This is a genomic window from Acidovorax sp. DMC1, assembly GCF_056314325.1.
Window position 1 is genome coordinate 165032 of record NZ_JBQUYO010000010.1, and the last position, 16288, is coordinate 181319.

15 protein-coding genes are annotated in these 16288 nt (G+C 67.9%); 9 read left to right on the forward strand and 6 right to left on the reverse strand.

Annotated elements, in window-relative coordinates; translation table 11 throughout:
• Nucleotides 1–2 precede the first annotated feature (2 nt).
• Complete coding sequence (locus ACT531_RS19380) at nucleotides 3–683, forward strand: HD domain-containing protein (RefSeq protein WP_476018474.1); 681 nt, start codon at nucleotides 3–5, stop codon at nucleotides 681–683.
• Nucleotides 684–1008: 325 nt separating this feature from the next.
• Here the strand turns inward: ACT531_RS19380 and feoB are convergent, their stop codons facing one another.
• From feoB to ACT531_RS19405, 5 genes are all read right to left on the reverse strand, one after another.
• A complete protein-coding gene (gene feoB, locus ACT531_RS19385) occupies nucleotides 1009–2934 on the reverse strand; it encodes a ferrous iron transporter B (protein WP_476018475.1) in 1926 nt (641 codons plus the stop codon).
• Entirely contained in the window at nucleotides 2931–3260 is a 330-nt protein-coding gene (locus ACT531_RS19390; protein ID WP_476018498.1) for a FeoA family protein, read from the reverse strand. The genes feoB and ACT531_RS19390 overlap by 4 nt, the downstream gene beginning before the upstream one ends.
• Nucleotides 3261–3397: 137 nt before the next feature.
• The gene (locus ACT531_RS19395; RefSeq protein ID WP_476018476.1) at nucleotides 3398–3829 is read right to left on the reverse strand and encodes a hypothetical protein; all 432 of its coding nucleotides are present in this window, start codon (nucleotides 3827–3829) and stop codon (nucleotides 3398–3400) included.
• Nucleotides 3817–5778 carry a S9 family peptidase gene (locus ACT531_RS19400; RefSeq protein ID WP_476018477.1) on the reverse strand — a complete coding sequence of 654 codons (1962 nt, stop codon included), beginning with the start codon at nucleotides 5776–5778 and terminating at the stop codon, nucleotides 3817–3819. Before ACT531_RS19400 ends, ACT531_RS19395 begins: the two co-directional genes overlap by 13 nt.
• Nucleotides 5779–5901: 123 nt before the next feature.
• On the reverse strand, nucleotides 5902–6777 hold the full coding sequence (locus tag ACT531_RS19405) for an NAD(P)-dependent oxidoreductase (protein ID WP_476018478.1): 876 nt from the start codon (nucleotides 6775–6777) through the stop codon (nucleotides 5902–5904).
• Between the two features lie 188 nt (nucleotides 6778–6965).
• Here ACT531_RS19405 and ACT531_RS19410 point away from each other — a divergent pair, with 188 nt between their 5' ends.
• The 6 genes from ACT531_RS19410 (at nucleotide 6966) to kynA (ending at nucleotide 12579) form a co-directional block, all read left to right on the forward strand.
• Nucleotides 6966–7631 (forward strand): response regulator transcription factor, encoded by a 666-nt coding sequence (locus ACT531_RS19410; protein WP_476018479.1) that lies wholly within the window; start codon nucleotides 6966–6968, stop codon nucleotides 7629–7631.
• A 2-nt stretch (nucleotides 7632–7633) separates the two neighbouring features.
• The gene (locus ACT531_RS19415) at nucleotides 7634–9085 is read left to right on the forward strand and encodes a sensor histidine kinase (RefSeq protein ID WP_476018480.1); all 1452 of its coding nucleotides are present in this window, start codon (nucleotides 7634–7636) and stop codon (nucleotides 9083–9085) included.
• Between the two features lie 53 nt (nucleotides 9086–9138).
• A complete protein-coding gene (locus tag ACT531_RS19420) occupies nucleotides 9139–9477 on the forward strand; it encodes a YkgJ family cysteine cluster protein (protein ID WP_116750131.1) in 339 nt (112 codons plus the stop codon).
• Between the two features lie 125 nt (nucleotides 9478–9602).
• The gene (kynB, locus tag ACT531_RS19425; RefSeq protein ID WP_476018481.1) at nucleotides 9603–10259 is read left to right on the forward strand and encodes an arylformamidase; all 657 of its coding nucleotides are present in this window, start codon (nucleotides 9603–9605) and stop codon (nucleotides 10257–10259) included.
• A 97-nt stretch (nucleotides 10260–10356) separates the two neighbouring features.
• Nucleotides 10357–11667: a kynureninase gene (kynU, locus tag ACT531_RS19430; protein ID WP_476018482.1), complete on the forward strand. Its 1311-nt coding sequence runs from the start codon at nucleotides 10357–10359 to the stop codon at nucleotides 11665–11667.
• Between the two features lie 21 nt (nucleotides 11668–11688).
• Nucleotides 11689–12579: a tryptophan 2,3-dioxygenase gene (gene kynA / locus ACT531_RS19435; protein ID WP_476018483.1), complete on the forward strand. Its 891-nt coding sequence runs from the start codon at nucleotides 11689–11691 to the stop codon at nucleotides 12577–12579.
• Nucleotides 12580–12717: 138 nt separating this feature from the next.
• Here kynA and ACT531_RS19440 read toward each other — a convergent pair whose 3' ends face one another.
• Nucleotides 12718–14733: a beta-propeller domain-containing protein gene (locus ACT531_RS19440; RefSeq protein ID WP_476018484.1), complete on the reverse strand. Its 2016-nt coding sequence runs from the start codon at nucleotides 14731–14733 to the stop codon at nucleotides 12718–12720.
• A 180-nt stretch (nucleotides 14734–14913) separates the two neighbouring features.
• Here ACT531_RS19440 and ACT531_RS19445 point away from each other — a divergent pair, with 180 nt between their 5' ends.
• Both ACT531_RS19445 and ACT531_RS19450 read left to right on the forward strand, forming a co-directional pair.
• Nucleotides 14914–15741, forward strand: a complete 828-nt coding sequence (locus ACT531_RS19445) for a DUF6502 family protein (RefSeq protein WP_476018485.1) — start codon at nucleotides 14914–14916, stop codon at nucleotides 15739–15741.
• Nucleotides 15725–16246: a hypothetical protein gene (locus ACT531_RS19450; RefSeq protein WP_476018486.1), complete on the forward strand. Its 522-nt coding sequence runs from the start codon at nucleotides 15725–15727 to the stop codon at nucleotides 16244–16246. Before ACT531_RS19445 ends, ACT531_RS19450 begins: the two co-directional genes overlap by 17 nt.
• The last annotated feature ends 42 nt before the right edge of the window (nucleotides 16247–16288 follow it).

Consider the following 16288-nt stretch of genomic DNA (forward strand, 5'->3'; position numbering starts at 1 on the left):
CCATGCCCTGGCGCCGCCAGCCCGCGCACAGCGCCGAACTGCTGGCCCACTGGAACGCACTGGGCCAATCGCTGGGGCGCGACACGCCCGCCTGGCGGGCCGAGGGCCGGCGCCTGCTGCGCAGTTGGGCCCGCTGGCCCCGCGCCTACCACGACACCACCCACCTGCGGGCCTGCCTGCGGCACCTGCAGGCGCTGCAGGGCCACCAACCCGGCGCGATCCATGACCCCCATGCTGTGGCCCTCGCCCTGTGGTACCACGACGCCATCTACTGGCCGTGGAGCGGACACAACGAAGAGCGCAGCGCCGACTGGGCGCGCCAGTTTCTGCTGAGCCAAGGGCAGCCCACCGCACTGGCCGAGACCGTGCACCAGCATGTGATGGACACCCGCCACACCCCGGGCCCGCTCACCGGCGATGCGCTGTGGGTGGTGGATATCGACCTTGCCATCCTGGGCCAGAACGCCGCGGTGTACCGCCAGTTCGAACGCAACGTGCGGCGTGAATACTTCTTTGTGCGCTGGCCGCGCTATGTGGCGGGGCGCAGTGCGGTGCTGCAGGGTTTTCTGGACCGCCCGCACATCTACGGCACGGACTACTTTGCGCAGCGCTACGAGGCCCAGGCGCGCGCCAACCTGCAACAGGCACTGAGCGCGCTGGGCCAGGGCCAGCTGTACCAGTAGTTAATTGGAGCCAAAACGGCCTGTAGCGCTAGTGAATCATGCGCCAGCAGCTATATAAAATATAGCAATCACTGAGAAGCAGGCCCGCGACGAACAGGCATGGCCACGGGTTTTGCAGCTGCTGCATCGGATGGCGCCGCACAACTGCCGCAGCTGCTGCACCCACCATCGCTCGCGCCACAGCCCGGCGACTGGACCAGCCCCGGGTGGACCTTGCCCAACCCCTGGCGCCAGCGCCCAGGCAGGTACCGCCAGAGCACATAGAGCGCTGCAGCGAGCACAATCAGACCAACGATGAATTGCTGAGCCATCACGACGTTTCTCCTCAGCCCCCGCCCAGCGCCAGCGCCACGCGGTAGGTCACAAAGCTGGCGGCATACGCCATGGCAAACAGGTACCCCACCATGAGCAGCGGGTAGCGCCAGCCGTTGGTCTCACGCCGCACGGCGGCGATGGTGGAGATGCACTGGGGCGCAAACACATACCAGGCCATCAGCGACAGCGCGGTAGCCAGCGACCAAGACCCCGCAATCAGCGACCCCAACTGGCTGGCTACCTCGTCGCCCGTGGCAGACAGCGCGTACACCGTGCCCAGTGCGCTCACCGCCACCTCGCGCGCCGCCATGCCGGGCACCAGGGCAATCGCAATCTGCCAGTTGAAGCCAATCGGCGCGACGATGACCTCCAGCAGCCGGCCCAGCTGGCCTGCCAGGCTGTAGGTGATGGCGGGCTGCGTGGCGCCTTCCGGCGCGCCGGGGTAGGTGGACAAGAACCACAACAACACGGTGACGGCCAGGATGATGCCGCCCACCCGCTTGATGAAAATCACCGCCCGCTCGTACAGGCCATAGGCCAGGCCCCGCACGCTGGGCCAGCGGTACGCGGGCAGCTCCATCATGAGCGGCGTGGCGCGCGTGTCGCTGCGGGCCAGCTTGGCCACCGCCGCCACGGCCATGGCGCTGACGATGCCCGCCACATACAACGCAAACAGCACCACGCCCTGCAGGTTGAACACCCCGGCCACGGTGCGCTCTGGGATGAAGGCCGCAATCAGCAGCGCATACACCGGCAGACGCGCCGAGCAGGTCATGAGCGGGGCGATCATGATGGTCACCAGCCGGTCGCGCCAGTGGGTGATGGAGCGCGTAGCCATCACGCCTGGCACGGCGCAGGCAAAACTCGACAGCAGCGGGATGAACGAGCGGCCCGACAGACCCACCGTGCCCATCACGCGGTCCAGCAAGAACGCCGCACGCGGCAGATAGCCCGAGTCCTCCAGCGCCAGGATGAACAGGAACAGGAACAGGATTTGCGGCAAAAACACCAGCACCCCGCCCGCGCCCGCCAGCACCCCGTCGGTCAGCAGGCTGCGCAAGGGGCCGTCCGCCATGTGGGCGTTGACCAGGGCTGCCAGCCAGCCCACGCCATCTTCGATCCACGACTTGGGCAGCTCGGCCCAGCTGAACACCGCCTGGAACATCAGGAATAGCGTGGCCGCCAGGATCAACAGGCCCCACACCGGGTGCAACACCACCGCATCGATGCGGTCGTCCGTGCGCAGGCTGACCACCGGCACACGCACGGCCTGGTCCAGAATGCGCCGCACCTCCTGGTGGGTGCGGATGACGTCGTTTTGCGCCTCCAGATCGCTCGCATCCAGGCGCGCTGCCGCATCGGGCGCCACCACGGGGCGCTGCAGCTGCTGCAGGTTGGCACTGTCCAGCCACTGCACCAGCTCCTGGGCGCCGTTGCCGCGCACGCCCACGGTGGCCAGCACGGGCATGCCCAGCTCGCGCGACAGCGCCTCGCGGTCGATGGCAATACCCTGGCGCTCGGCCACATCCATCATGTTGAGCACCAGCACCATGGGCAGGCCCAGGGCGCGCGCCTCTAACACCAGGCGCAGGTTCAGGCGCAGGTGGGTGGCATCCGTCACGCACACCAGCACATCAGGCACGGGCTCGCCCGCGCGGCGCCCGCGCACGATGTCGCGGGTAATGGCCTCGTCCACGCTGTGTGCATGCAGGCTGTAGGCACCCGGCAGGTCCAGCACGCGCACGCGGCGGCCGGCAGCGGTCTGCAGCAGGCCTTCCTTGCGCTCCACCGTCACGCCCGCGTAGTTGGCCACCTTCTGGCGCGCGCCGGTGAGCAGGTTGAACAGCGCGGTCTTGCCGCAGTTGGGGTTGCCCAGCAGCGCTACGCGCAGGGGCGCATCGGCGGGGGTGGGCTGCACAGTGGCCTGGGCGTTCATGCCAGCTCCTTGGCAGGCAGTGTGGCTTCATCCAGCGGCTGCACCTGCACCATGGAGGCCTCCTGGCGGCGCAGCGCAAACGTGGCCTGCCCGACCCGCACCGCGATGGGGTCGCCGCCCCAGCCGCCGCGCGCAACCACCTGTACGGTTTCACCGGGCAGAAAGCCGATCTCCAGCAAGCGCAGCAGCATGCTGTGCTCTTGCGCGTCCTGCGCGGGCAACAAGCCCGTGACCCGGCCCAAGGCGCGGCGCGGCAACTGGTCCAGCCGCGAGGACAGGTTCTGCTGCGTAGGAAGATGCAACCGCGCCGCAGCGCCATCGTCCATGGTTTTCATGGTGACTGGACTCGATACAAATAATAGTGATTCTCATTCTACCAATATCTGTATCGCAGTGGTCGCCGTCGCAATCTCTCCTTGATGCAGCGCAAGCTGCAGTGGCCCTTGCCCTGCCGGGCAGTCAGTCAGTCACATGGCTCCAACCGCTTGCACTCCGCCGTAACGCGGATGGACGTGAGCGTGTTTTCGCCGTCGATGTGCCGGGCAGTGAACTGCACCCAGGACCCCTGCGAAATACCGTGCAGCAACGCGGGGTTGACCACCCGGAAGGTCTGTGTGGTGAATGGCAACTTGGCGCGGGGCAGCAGCTTGAGCCGCACAAGCGTGGCGTTGCCGCTCGCATCCATCTCCACAGACACCAGCCGCGCACGGGTGTAGACCGGAGCCGCAGGGGCAGCACCCTCTCCAGCAGCCGAGGCGGCGCCCGCTGGTGCAACGGGCTGGGCGCCTGCCGCACCACACGCGGCGGCCAAGGCCAGTGCGGTGGAAAACCCGCAGCCGCGCGGCCCCCAGCGGGCAAGCAACCAAGTGACGGCCTGCCCCATCAGAACGCCCACGCGCCCAGCTGGTAGTAGTCAAAACCGCTGGTCCGCCCACCCAGGCATTGGGCGAGGAAGTCCTCGGTCTTGCGGTACATGGTGAGGTTGTTGGGCCAGCGCTGGTTGCCGTGGCCGTCCCCGGTGAAGGTGACGTAGTCCACCGGCTTGCCCGCCTTGCGCAGGGCCGCCACCATCCATTCGGACTGCTCCAGCTTCACGCGCGGGTCGTTCACACCGTGCATGATGAGGATGGGCTTTTGCGCATGCTCCGCCCGATACAGGGGCGACTTCGCATCCATGCGCGCGCGGTCTTCCGGCACGGCCGGGTTGCCCACATAGCGGTGCCACCACGGCAGGCCCAGCTCCCAATACGGCGGGGCGGACTCCAGCAGGCGCGCGATGTCCGTCACGCCCACCACGTCCACGGCGCAGGCAAACACCTCGGGCGTGAAGGTGGCGCCCACCAGGGCCGAATAGCCGCCGTAGCTGGCACCGTAGATCGCCACGCGCTGCGGGTCGGCCACGCCGCGTTCCACCGCCCAGCGCACGCCGTCCACCAGATCGTCGTGCATGCGGCCCGCGAACTCGCCCCGGGCTTTTTCCATGTGGTTGCGGCCGTAGCCGCTGGAGCCCCGGTAGTTGACCTGCAGCACCGCATAGCCCCGGTTGGCCAGAAACTGCTGCATGGCGCGGCTGGTGGCGCCATCGCCCCAGCGGTCACGCGCCCACGGGCCGCCATGCACCAGCAGCACAGTGGGCAGCCGCTGCGGCGCTGCCCCCACGGGCAGCGTGAGGTAGCCGTGGATGGTGAGACCATCGCGCGCGGTGTAGGTGATGGGCGCGGTGGGGGCCAGGTCCTTGGCAATCAGGCTCAGGCGGTTCTCGCCCAGAAAGCGGGGTTCCTGCCCATCGCGCAGCAGGTAGCTGCGCGTGCCCCGGTCGGTGGCCACCGCCACCGTGAGCACCTTGTCGGTCTGGTCCAGGCTGGTCACCAGCACCTCTGCAGGCTTGTCGCCGGCCAGCGCAGACAGCCGGGCATCGAGCGCAGGGTCGAACACCTTGCGCGCCGGGTAGCCGGGCATGAAATGCGCCAGCAGCGGCTCGCGGGTGCGGCGGCTGAGGGTCACGATGTCCAGGTCCACATCGGGCGAGGCAAACCACTCTTCCTCGGCGCCCGTGGTCAGGTCCAGCCGCACCAGCGCCAGCTTGTCGCGCCCGCGGTTCGACAGCGCCCAGGCCTTGCGCCCCTCGTCGTGCAGGCCAAAGATGTTCAGCGTGTCCCACCGGCTGCGCTCTGCCACCGTCACCCAGGTGCTTGGCTTGGTGCCGGGCCGCTCCAGCAGCACTTGCTCGCCCTGGATCTGTGCCCGGGCGCGCAGCTGACCCTTGGTGTCCACACCCCACCAGTTCACGTTGCCGGGGTTGGTGGCCAGCAGCACCGGCGCGCCGCCCGCAGGGTTCACGCGGTACAGGTCAAACACCTTCTTGTCGCGCTGGTTGGAGGTGACGATGAAGTCGGACGAGGCATCCACCGCCTCCGCGAAATGCGCCACCGAACGCGGCGCTGGCATCAGCTCACGCAACTCTGTGCCTGGGCCCTCAACCGGGCCCGCATAGATGCGGGTGTTTTCATCGCCCGTGGGGTCGGCCGTGATGCCGAGCCAGCGGCTATCGGCACTGAAGCGGATGGCGCGCGCGCGGATGCGAAACGCCTTGGCGTCGCCCCCATCGATGGACTGCACCCAGATCGCAGGCACCACGCCGTCGGTGCCGAACCAGGCGATGCGCTTTCCATCGGGCGATACGCGGTAGCCGCCGGTGGACTGGCGGCTGGCCACAAAGTCGCGCACGGGGATCAATTCGGGCAGTTGGGCTCCTGCCAGTGTGGGATGCGTCGGGCCGCTGGCGCAGCCCGCCAACAAAACTCCCGACAACACCGCACACCACCCTATCCATCTTGGCGCCATGGAACTCCTCCTCATCTCGTACAACATGGCGGCATTGTGGAACGCCCAACCTTTGCGCCAGCCAAAGGGCCGGGTCGCCATACCGGCACGCATATCGCGGCGTGCTGCGGGCGAAGTGCTCCGCTACAGCGCCTCGGTACGCGCCTCCAGCGCTCTGACCACCGCCACCATGTCCTCCTGCCCCAGGCCCATGTCGGCGGTCTGCGCGAACAGTGCGTGGCACGCATCCAGCAGCGGCGATGCCAGCCGTGCATTGCGTGCCGCGTGGGCCACGAGCCGGTTGTTCTTGAGCACGTCGTGGATGGCGGCCTGCACCTCGAAGTCGCGCGCCACCAGCTTGGCCAGCTTCACCTGCGACACGCTGCTGGCCATGGGCCCTGCATCGAGCACCGAGCGGAACAGCTCCATGTCCAGGCCATTGCGGTCGGCAAAGTGCGCGGCTTCGCACAGGCCAGTCACCATGGTGATGAGAAAAAGGTTCACCGACAGCTTCATCAGCAATGCCGACGGCACCGATCCGCACACAAAGGTAGTGCGGCACATGGGCGCCAGCAAGGGCTGCACCGCCTGCACGCTGGCCGGGTCGCCCGCCAGCATGCCCACGAGCTGTCCGGCCTCCGCCGGCTTGCGCGATCCCGAGACAGGCGCCTCCACGTAGCGCCCGCCGGCGGCCAGGATGTCCTGCTCCAGTGCCTTGGAATATTCGGGTGAGGTGGTGCCCATGTGCACGATGGTGCGGTCTCGCACCTGGGTGGCAAAACCCGGCGTGCCGCGTTGCAGCGCCTCATCCATGGCCGTTTCGTTGGCCAGCATGAGGATGATGACCTGCGCCTGCGCGCAGACCTCGGCGGGCGTTGCGCCCACTTGCGCGCCAGCGGCACGCAGAAGCTCACATTTCTCGGGCGACCGGTTCCACACCCACAACGGGGTGCCGGCGCGCGCCAGGTTCAGCGCCATGGGAAGGCCCATGACGCCCAGTCCGATAAAGCCAATCTGCATAGGAATACCTTTCTTTCTGTCAGCGGAGGGTTGACTGCAGTGCAGCGCCCGTCCAGGGCGCCCTGGTGGGGCGGCTGGGGCGTGCGCTGCGCCCACTCTACCGAAAGTGGCGTCCGCGTTGGCAGCGACTTCTGTGCCAGCCCTCTGCATTTGGCATGGCTTAAGCTGCGGCCCGCCACAATCCCCCCATGCACATCCTGCTCATCGAAGACGACCTGGACCTGGGCCGCGCGCTGCAGTCGGCCCTGAAGGTGGAGGGCCTGACCAGCGAGTGGCTGCGCCGCGCGGTGGACGCCCCGGCCACGGTCGATGCCACCACGGTGGACTGCGTGTTGCTGGACCTGACGCTGCCCGACGGCAGCGGCTTTGACCTGCTGGCGCGCTGGCGCAACCAGGCGGGCCAGGGCGGGCAGGTGCCCATCATCGTGATCACGGCCCGCTCGGCCGTGGAGGATCGGCTGGCGGGCCTGGACGGCGGGGCCGACGACTTCGTCATCAAGCCCTTTGCCACGGCCGAGCTGATGTCGCGCATCCGCGCCGTGCTGCGACGCAGTGCGCGCCAGGCCAGCGAGCGCTGGGTGCTGGGCGAGCTGGTGATCGAGCCGCGCCGCCATGCGGTGCAGCGCAACGGTGCGGTGCTGGACGTGTCGCCGCGCGAGTTCCAGCTGCTGCTGGAGCTGGCCCGCGAGCCCGGCGTGGTGGTGTCCAAAAGCGTGCTGTCGCAGCGGCTGGACCCGCTGGGCGAGGCGGTGGACTTTGCCGCCATTGAAGTGCATGTGTCCAACCTGCGCCGCAAGATCGGGGCGGAGCTGATCCGCACGGTGCGGGGTGTGGGCTATCTGCTGCAGGCATGAGCATGAGCACCTCCGCCTTCTCTCCGACCACCGGCAGCCGTATGCCCCGCCAGGTGCGCGCGATATGGCGTCGGCTGGCCGAGCCCACGCTGGTGCGACGCAGCGTGTTGTCCGTCACCGTGGCGTTTGTGCTGGTGTGGGCGGTGCTGCTGGGCTACAACTTCTTCAACTACAAGCAGGCCATCACCAACGACCCGGGGCTGCTGAAGTACGGCGACGCGCTGCTCGAGTCGCTCACCCCGATCACGGACCCGGCGCAGGCCGCTGCGGCCGTAGCGGCCACCAACCATTGGACCAACATCCGCCGTCGCCAGATTGGCCTGCTACCGGGCGCATCGATGCATGAGCTGCGCGACAGCGCCACAGGGCAGGTGGTCTATTCCCCCGCAGGTCTTCAAGAGCTGGACATCCCACTGCCTGCTCTGCAAGAAGGCTCTGCCCTCTCCGAGTCCGTCGTGCAGGGCAAGCCCTATCGGATCTACGCCGGCCGCAACGCCCGCTGGACACTGCGCATTGTCGATAACAAGCGGATGGATGCGGACTACTTGGCCTACAACGGCCGCTACCTGGTGCCCTATCTCCTGCTGGCCGCCCCCTTCGTGCTGCTGCCCGTGTGGCTGTCCGTGCGCAACGGCCTGCGCCCGCTGCAGCAGTTGGCAAACATCATCGCCCGCAGGGACAAGGACGATCTGCAGCCTGTGGGCTTCCACGCCCGCCACCGCGAGCTCAAGCCACTGGAACAGTCGCTCGACCACTTTCTGACCCAGCTGCGCCAGAAGGTGGACCGCGAGCGTGCCTTTGTGCAGGACGCCGCACACGAGATCCGCACGCCGCTGGCCGTCATCACGGCCCAGGCCCATGTGATGGCCCGCTCGCCCAGCGAAGAGGAACGCACGCAAGCCCAGGCCCATCTGGAACAGGCCATCGCCCGCACCTCGCACCTGGCGCAGCAACTGCTGGACCTGGCCGCGCTGGACGACGCGCAGCGCCCCGCACCGCGCGACCTGGACGTGGCGCAATGGCTGCGTGGCGCGCTGGCGCAGGCCGTGCCCGAGGCGATGGCACGGCAGATCGAGCTGTCGCTGGACGCGCCCGACACCTTGCCCGCCCGCCTCGACCAACCCGCGTTCGAGTCCATCGCCCACAACCTCATCGACAACGCGCTGCGCTACACGCCCCACGGCGGCAACGTGGCAGTGGCGCTGCGGCACACGGGCGCGGCGCTGCAGCTGTCGGTGCAGGACGACGGGCCGGGCATCCCGGCCACCGAACACCAGCGGGTGTTCGAGCGCTTTTACCGGGGCGCGGGCCACGCCGCCAATGGCTCGGGCCTGGGCTTGGCCATCGTGCGGCAGGCGGTGCTGCGCATGGGCGGGCAGGTGCAGATCGGCGTGGGCGTGAATGGCAAAGGCGTGGGCTTTTTCGTTAGCATTCCGCTCCCCCACAGCGCCTGACGGCCCCGCCGCAGGCCGAACGCACGCACTGCATGTCCGACGACGCGACCACCATGACCACCGCCGATTCCGCCCACCCGTGCCTCAGCTGCGGCGCCTGCTGCGCCAGCTTTCGGGTGGACTTTGCCGTGTACGAGATGCAGGCCATGGGCGGCACGGTGCCCGATGGCCTGGCCCTGGATGTGAACGGCAGCACCTGCCGCATGCGGGGCACGGAGCAGGTGCCCATCCGCTGCGCCGCGCTGACTGGCCAGGTGGGCCAGCAGGTGGCGTGCAGCATTTACGAACTGCGCCCCGCGCCCTGCCGCGAGTTCTCGGCGGGCGATTACGCCTGCCACAAGGCGCGGGCGCGGCACGGGCTGGCGCCGCTGGAGGAAGGCCTGATTCTGTGAAGGTGGCACCCTTCCAGCAGCCGGGCTACTGCCGCATCAAAATAGTTTAGGCCTCAACAAAAATTCGACGTGGTGTTGGAAATAACCGACACCACGGGTTTTTCGGGACATGCAAACTTTGTCCCATGTCAACGCCTTCCTCCCCCACCGCCCGCCGGCTTTGGGATATTTCGCCGCCCGTGCACGCAGGCAGCCCCGTGTTCCCCGGCGACACGGCCTACAGCCAGCAGTGGTGCGCCACCATCGGCCCCGGCTGCCCGGTCAATGTGAGCGCGATCACGATGTCGCCCCATGTGGGCGCGCATGCCGATGCGCCGCTGCACTACGACGCGCAAGGTACCACCATTGGCGACGTGTCGCTCGAAGCCTTCCTGGGCCCTTGCCGCGTGATCCACGCCATCGGCTGCAGCCCGCTGATCACCTGGGAGCACATTGCCCACGCGGTGAACGGCACCCTGCCGCAGCGCGTGCTGGTGCGCACCTACGAACACATGCCGGTGGACCGCTGGGACGGCCAGCTGGCCGCCTATGCCCCGGACACCATCGAGCGCCTGGCTGACCTGGGCGTGCTGCTGGTGGGCATCGACACCGCTAGCATCGACCCGGCCGACAGCAAGACGCTCGACAGCCACCAGGTCATCCGCCGCCGGGGTCTGCGCGTGCTCGAAAACCTGGTGCTCGACGCCGTGCCCGAGGGCGACTACGAACTCATCGCCCTGCCGCTCAAGCTGACCACGGCCGACGCATCGCCCGTGCGAGCCGTGCTGCGGGCGCTGGACTAGCGCGATACACAGAATTTCAAGCATTTTTGGCTGAAAGCGCCAGTACAACATGCGCCAGTAGCTATCAATAACATAGCAATCACCTCCCCCAACGCCCATGTCCATCACCCTTCAAGACTGCCGCACCCGCGACGCCCAAGACCCGCTGCGCGCCCTGCGCGACCACTTTGCCCTGCCACCCGGCGTGATCTACCTCGACGGCAATTCGCTGGGCGTGGCCCCCAAGGCCGCAGCCGCGCGCGTGGCCGATGTGGTCACCCGCGAATGGGGCACAGACCTCATCAAATCGTGGAACACCGCCAGCTGGTTTGACCTGCCCCAGCGCCTGGGCAACCAGCTCGCCCCGCTGATCGGCGCGGGCAAAGATGAAGTGGTGTGCACCGACAGCACCTCCATCAACCTCTACAAGGTGCTGAGCGCGGCGCTCAACATCGCCCGCGAAGACAGCCCCGTCCGCAAGCGCATCGTGAGCGAGCGCAGCAACTTCCCCACCGACCTCTACATTGCCGAAGGCCTGTGCAAGGAGCGCGGCCTGGAGCTGGTGCTGGTGGAGCCCGAAGAAATCACCACAGCACTCACCAGCGGCGTGGCCGTGCTGATGCTCACGCACGTGAACTACCGCACTGGCGCCATGCACGACATGGCCGCCATCACCGCCGCCGCGCACGCCCAGGGCATTTTGTGCGTCTGGGACCTGGCGCACAGCGCGGGCGCGGTGCCTGTGGACCTGAACGGCGCGGGCGCCGACTTCTCCATCGGCTGCGGCTACAAATATTTGAACGGCGGCCCTGGCGCACCGGCCTTTGTGTGGGTGCACCCACGCCATGCCGACCGCTTCTGGCAGCCGCTGTCCGGCTGGTGGGGTCACGCTGCACCGTTTGCCTTCACGCCCGACTACCAGCCCGCCCCGGGCATCACACGCTACCTGTGCGGCACGCAGCCCATCATCAGCCTGTCGGCCCTGCAATGCGGGCTGGATGTGTTCACCGCCGCACAAAGCCTGGGCGGCATGGCCGCGCTGCGCGCCAAGTCGCTGGCGCTTACCGACCTGTTCATCCAGCTCGTGGAAGAGCGCTGCGCAGGCCACGGTCTGGGCCTGGCCACCCCGCGTGACCATGCCCAGCGCGGCTCGCAGGTGTGCCTGACGCGCGATGAAGGGGCTGGCGTGGGCGGCCAGGGCAGCGGTGCCTACGCCATCGTGCAGGCGCTGATTGCGCGCGGCGTGATCGGCGACTTCCGCAAGGGCGACGGCGGCACGGGCCGCCACAAGGACATCCTGCGCTTCGGCTTCACGCCGCTGTACCTGGGCTTTGAAGACGTGTGGAATGCCGTGGAGCACCTGCGCCAGGTGCTGAAGAGCGGCGAGTGGCAAAAGGCCGAGTTCAACCAGACGCACGCCGTCACCTGATCGGAAAGGCAAACCACCATCATGTGCCCTTTCTCGCAAACCCCTGCGGGTGACAACAACAACGCGGCATCGGCCGCCCTGCCCGAATCCATCGTGCATGAAGAGCGCGCCCAACTCGACTTCAGCCAATCCATGAGCTATGGCGACTACCTGCAGCTCGACGCCATCCTCACCGCACAAAAGCCGCTGTCCCCCGCGCACGACGAGATGCTGTTCATCGTGCAGCACCAGACCAGCGAGCTGTGGATGAAGCTCATGCTGCACGAGCTGCGCGCGGCCATCGGCCACATTGCGCGCGACGAGCTGCCGCCTGCTTTCAAGATGCTGGCGCGCGTCAGCAAGATCATGGAGCAGCTGGTGCACGCCTGGGATGTGCTGGCCACCATGACGCCGCCCGAGTACAGCGCCATGCGGCCGTACCTGGGCCAGTCCAGCGGCTTCCAGAGTTACCAGTACCGCTGCATCGAGTTCTCGATGGGCAACAAGAACCGCGCCATGCTCAAGCCCCACGAGCACCGCGCCGACCTGCTGGCGCTGGTGCAGGCGGCTTACGAAGCCCCGTCGCTGTACGACGAGGCCCTGCGCCTGATGGCGCGGCGTGGCCTGGCCGTGCCCGCCAGCCACACTGAGCGCGACTGGACGCAGCCCTATGTGGAAAACGATGCGGTGGAGCAGGCCTGGCTCACCGTGTACCGCAACCCCGACAAGCACTGGGACCTGTACCAGCTGGGTGAAGAACTGACCGACCTGGAAGACGCCTTCCGCCTCTGGCGCTTCCGCCACGTGACCACCGTGGAGCGCGTGATCGGCTTCAAGCGCGGCACGGGCGGCACGGGCGGGGTGAGCTACCTGCGCAAGATGCTGGATGTGGTGCTGTTCCCCGAGATCTGGAAACTGCGCACGGATCTGTAAGCACAACGGCGCGCCGAAAAAATAGGCCTGTTCACCACCCCGGTGAACAGGCCTTTTAACTGCTGCCCGCGCCCTACAGAAAAGCGCAAGCAGCTATCGTTTTTATAGTTCTCTCCCTGAGTCGCAACCGGCAGCGCTTCAGTCTCCGGCCCTGGTGAACACCTGCCCCCCCGAGAGCTGGTAGGCCACGTTGTCCACCTGCAGGCTGCGCTCGTTGGCGATGTCAAAGCGGCTGTAGAGCCCAGGCGTGTCGCCGTTCAGGATGGCGGTGGACACCACCATGGAGCGCTGGGCCAGCGCTCCGGTGGTCGTGTTCACCTCCAGCCGCAAAGCGCCCTGGTAGCCCCGCACGGGTGGTGGCGTGCCTACGCCCGTGGGTGCCTGGTAGACGCGGGCGGGGAAGGCCAGGCGCACCTTGCCATCCATGGCTTGCAGGTTGAGCACCGGGCGGGCGCTGTCGAGTGTGGTGATGCTGCCCCGGCCGCCCGCCGCCTGCGTGGTCAACCGCTTGCCTTGCGCGGCATTGCGCACGTCAAACACCGCAAGCTGAATGCCGTCGGCCACACCGCCCTGGGCGCTGTCCTTGCTCACGCCCAGCAACAGGCCGTTCGGCAGCGGCACCAGGTGGTCGGCATGGCCGCCCGCCGCCAGCTCGCCTGCCACGGTGGGGTTGGCGGGGTTGGCCAGGTCCAGCACCCACACAGGCTCGGTGGTGGCAAAGGGGGTGGCATAGGCCCGGGTGCCAGCAAAGAACAGGTTGTCAATCTGCTGGTCGCCCCGCGCCGTGCGCAGCCGGATAGGCAGCTTGGCCTGTGGGCCCAGATAGCTGTCGCGGCCGCTGTCGCGCAGCACGGTCAGCAGCGCGGGGGAGGCCTGCTGGGCCTGAATGGTCACCGGCGGCATGCCGCTCTGGCCCGTCTTGCCGGTGAAGGTCAGCACGCGCAGATCGTTCTGGTATTCGTTCAGGCGCGATGGCAGGCGGCGCAGGTCCCAGCCCAGGTGGCCGTCCACGCTGCCCGATGCGTCGTAGTCCACCCGCGCGCCACGGAAGGTGAACTTGTGGATGTCCGTGCGGCTGTTGGCCGGGAACACGGCGTTGGCCACATCGCCGCCATAGCGGTACTGCCGCGAGCTGGCCACATACACGCTGCGCGCGCCCAGGTGCACCGCTTCGCTGCCGCCCGCAAAGCAACGGCTGGTGCGCGCCAGGCTGGACGAGGTGAGGTCGATGGCCGTGATGGACGTGAGCTGCAGCGACAGCGACGCGTTGCCCGTCTGCACCAGGCAGTCGGCCTCGTTGACCAGCGGCTGCGGCTGGCCGCCATCCACGCGCAGGGTAGGGATCAGCGCGGCGGTGTTCAGGTCCTTGAGTGCCGCGTCCACCGCCGATGCCGTGGCCCCTGCCGGTACAGTGAAGCGTGTGAGGTCGGGCGACCAGGTGGAGACCAGGTACAGCGTGTTGCCAATCAAGCGGCTGCCCACCAGCAGGCCATCGATGCGCATCTGCTTGATCTGCGCGGGCGCCATGTCCTTGTGGATGGCGAACAGGTCCAGCGACAGCGTGCGGCTGTACTCTGGCAACACGGTGATGCTCGCGTCGGCCGCAGCCACCACGGGCTGGCGGTCGGCATACGGGTCTTGTTGCGACAGCACGGCGGCGCGCGTGCCGCCGCCCGCCACATAAAAGCCCTGAGGGATGAACTTGGCGTCCAGCGTGGCACGGCCCACGCCCGTCAGGCTGCCATCGGCGGCACGGGCCAGGGCGGCCAGGCGCGGCGGCTCGCGGCCGGTGTCGGTAGCGTAGGCGCGGTGCAGGCCGTACACCATGTTGCCCTCGGCCTTGATGAGGCCGTCTTCCTCCACCACCGTGCCCGCCAATGGCGCGCCAGTGTGGGTGACCACGCTGCCCGCGCTGCTCAAGCCCCCCACGGTGGGCACTGTGATGGCCGTCCCCGGATAGCCCAGCGCCACCCGCTGCGCAATCTTGGCCTTGAAGTACGCCACCAGATCGCCGGATCGCGCCACCTGCAGCCGCGCCTCGTTGGGGGTCTGCGGGTTGCCGCCCTCCCCGCCACCGCAGCCCGCCACGAATGCGGCGGTGGCGACGGCCAGCCATGCGGGCGACGCATGGGACATGCCCGCCAATGTGTTCATCAACCCTCGGTTCTTCATGTGATTGTTCTCCCTGTGAATGCGGATACCCACGGCGCGGCGTCGGTTTGTGCTCCCACCGCATCGCAGATAAGTGGGATAATATCCCACATAATTTCCGGCCGTCAACCAGATGACAATCGCAGCCTGCACCTAACACTCTCCGCGTTTCGGCCCTTTTTCATGCCCTCCCGCTCCGCCATCGTTCTGGCCTCTGCTCTGCACGTGCTGCGCCCTCTGGCGCGCCTGCTGTTGCGCAATGGCGTGGCCTACCCCGCGTTTGCGGCGGCGATGAAGAAGGTTTTTCTGGACGCTGCGCACGACGAGCTGCAGCGCACGGGCAAAAAAACCACCGACAGCGCGGTGAGCCTCATGTCGGGCGTGCACCGGCGCGATGTGCGCAACCTGGGCCGCCTGGCCGAGCCCGCCGCTGAAGAAGAAGTGGGCGAAACCCCGCTGAACATGGCCAGCCAGGTGGCCGCGCGCTGGCTGAGCCAGACCGATTGCCTGGACGACGAGGGCCAGCCTCGCCCCCTGCCCCGCAGCGGCGAGCCCCCACACTTTGATGGTCTGGTGGCCAGCATCAGCAGCGACGTACGGCCCCGCGCGGTGCTTGACGAGCTGGTGCGCCTGGGCATGGCCGAGGAAGGCGAGGATGGACTGATCCGCCTGCTGGTCGCCGGTTTTGTACCGCGCCAGGGCTTTGCCGAGATGGCGCAGCTGATGCAGGACAACCTGCACGACCACCTGGCCGCCGCCAGCCTCAACCTGGAGGGCGAGCACAACTACCTGGAGCAGGCCGTGTTTGTGGACCAGCTCAGCGAAGAATCCGCCCGCCGCCTGCACGTGGTGGCCGCCAAGGCCTGGCGCCAGGCCTTCAAGACCGTGATGACCGAGGCGCAGGCCCGCTACGACCACGACCAGAAAAACACCCCGCTCAGCGAACGCAACCGGCGCGCCCGCTTTGGCAGCTACTTCTATGCCGCAGACCAAGATGAACGTCCTTCCTGAACTCTGGGCCCGGGCGGCCCGGCTGCTGGCCACCGCCACGGCCGTGCTGGTGCTGGCTGCCTGCGGTCCCGGCACCGGTGGCACGGGCACCGGCCCGATCAACGGCGCGGTCTATTTCTCGGGCGCGGGTTTCACGGTGGGTGCCCCCTGCGCGCTGCATTGCGGTGGCGCAGAGCTGCAGCTGGAAAACGAGCGGGTGGAACTCAACATTACCTGCCAGCGCTTTGTGTTCACCGGCCCGTGGCAGATCGATGCGCAGGGCGTGGCGCTGCTGCAGGGCACGCTGGAAACCACGGAATTTGCCAACGGTGGCGAGCCCCAAACACGCACCGTGGCCGCCGAGATGCAGCTGCACTTCAGCGACACCCGCGCCGACAGCAGCCGCGAGGTGGTCGTCACCGTGCGGGACGCACAGGGCAACCTGCTGGTCGCCCCCCGCACGCTGGAGCAGCGCCCTGCGTCTGCCGCAGCCGCCCCCGGCGCCTGCTCGCCCGAGGCGCGCTGAAACGACACAGGGCCTGTGCAGACAGCTGCATAGGCCCTGAAA

What these genes read in the sequence shown, in the direction of transcription:
- ACT531_RS19440 (WP_476018484.1), bottom strand. Translation starts at nt 14,733, where the DNA reads ATGAACACATTGGCGGGCATGTCCCATGCGTCGCCCGCATGGCTGGCC.
- kynU (WP_476018482.1), top strand. Translation starts at nt 10,357, where the DNA reads ATGTCCATCACCCTTCAAGACTGCCGCACCCGCGACGCCCAAGACCCG.
- ACT531_RS19410 (WP_476018479.1), top strand. Translation starts at nt 6,966, where the DNA reads ATGCACATCCTGCTCATCGAAGACGACCTGGACCTGGGCCGCGCGCTG.
- kynA (WP_476018483.1), top strand. Translation starts at nt 11,689, where the DNA reads ATGTGCCCTTTCTCGCAAACCCCTGCGGGTGACAACAACAACGCGGCA.
- feoB (WP_476018475.1), bottom strand. Translation starts at nt 2,934, where the DNA reads ATGAACGCCCAGGCCACTGTGCAGCCCACCCCCGCCGATGCGCCCCTG.
- ACT531_RS19420 (WP_116750131.1), top strand. Translation starts at nt 9,139, where the DNA reads ATGACCACCGCCGATTCCGCCCACCCGTGCCTCAGCTGCGGCGCCTGC.
- kynB (WP_476018481.1), top strand. Translation starts at nt 9,603, where the DNA reads ATGTCAACGCCTTCCTCCCCCACCGCCCGCCGGCTTTGGGATATTTCG.
- ACT531_RS19380 (WP_476018474.1), top strand. Translation starts at nt 3, where the DNA reads ATGCCCTGGCGCCGCCAGCCCGCGCACAGCGCCGAACTGCTGGCCCAC.
- ACT531_RS19390 (WP_476018498.1), bottom strand. Translation starts at nt 3,260, where the DNA reads ATGGACGATGGCGCTGCGGCGCGGTTGCATCTTCCTACGCAGCAGAAC.
- ACT531_RS19415 (WP_476018480.1), top strand. Translation starts at nt 7,634, where the DNA reads ATGAGCACCTCCGCCTTCTCTCCGACCACCGGCAGCCGTATGCCCCGC.
- ACT531_RS19405 (WP_476018478.1), bottom strand. Translation starts at nt 6,777, where the DNA reads ATGCAGATTGGCTTTATCGGACTGGGCGTCATGGGCCTTCCCATGGCG.
- ACT531_RS19445 (WP_476018485.1), top strand. Translation starts at nt 14,914, where the DNA reads ATGCCCTCCCGCTCCGCCATCGTTCTGGCCTCTGCTCTGCACGTGCTG.
- ACT531_RS19400 (WP_476018477.1), bottom strand. Translation starts at nt 5,778, where the DNA reads ATGGCGCCAAGATGGATAGGGTGGTGTGCGGTGTTGTCGGGAGTTTTG.
- ACT531_RS19450 (WP_476018486.1), top strand. Translation starts at nt 15,725, where the DNA reads ATGAACGTCCTTCCTGAACTCTGGGCCCGGGCGGCCCGGCTGCTGGCC.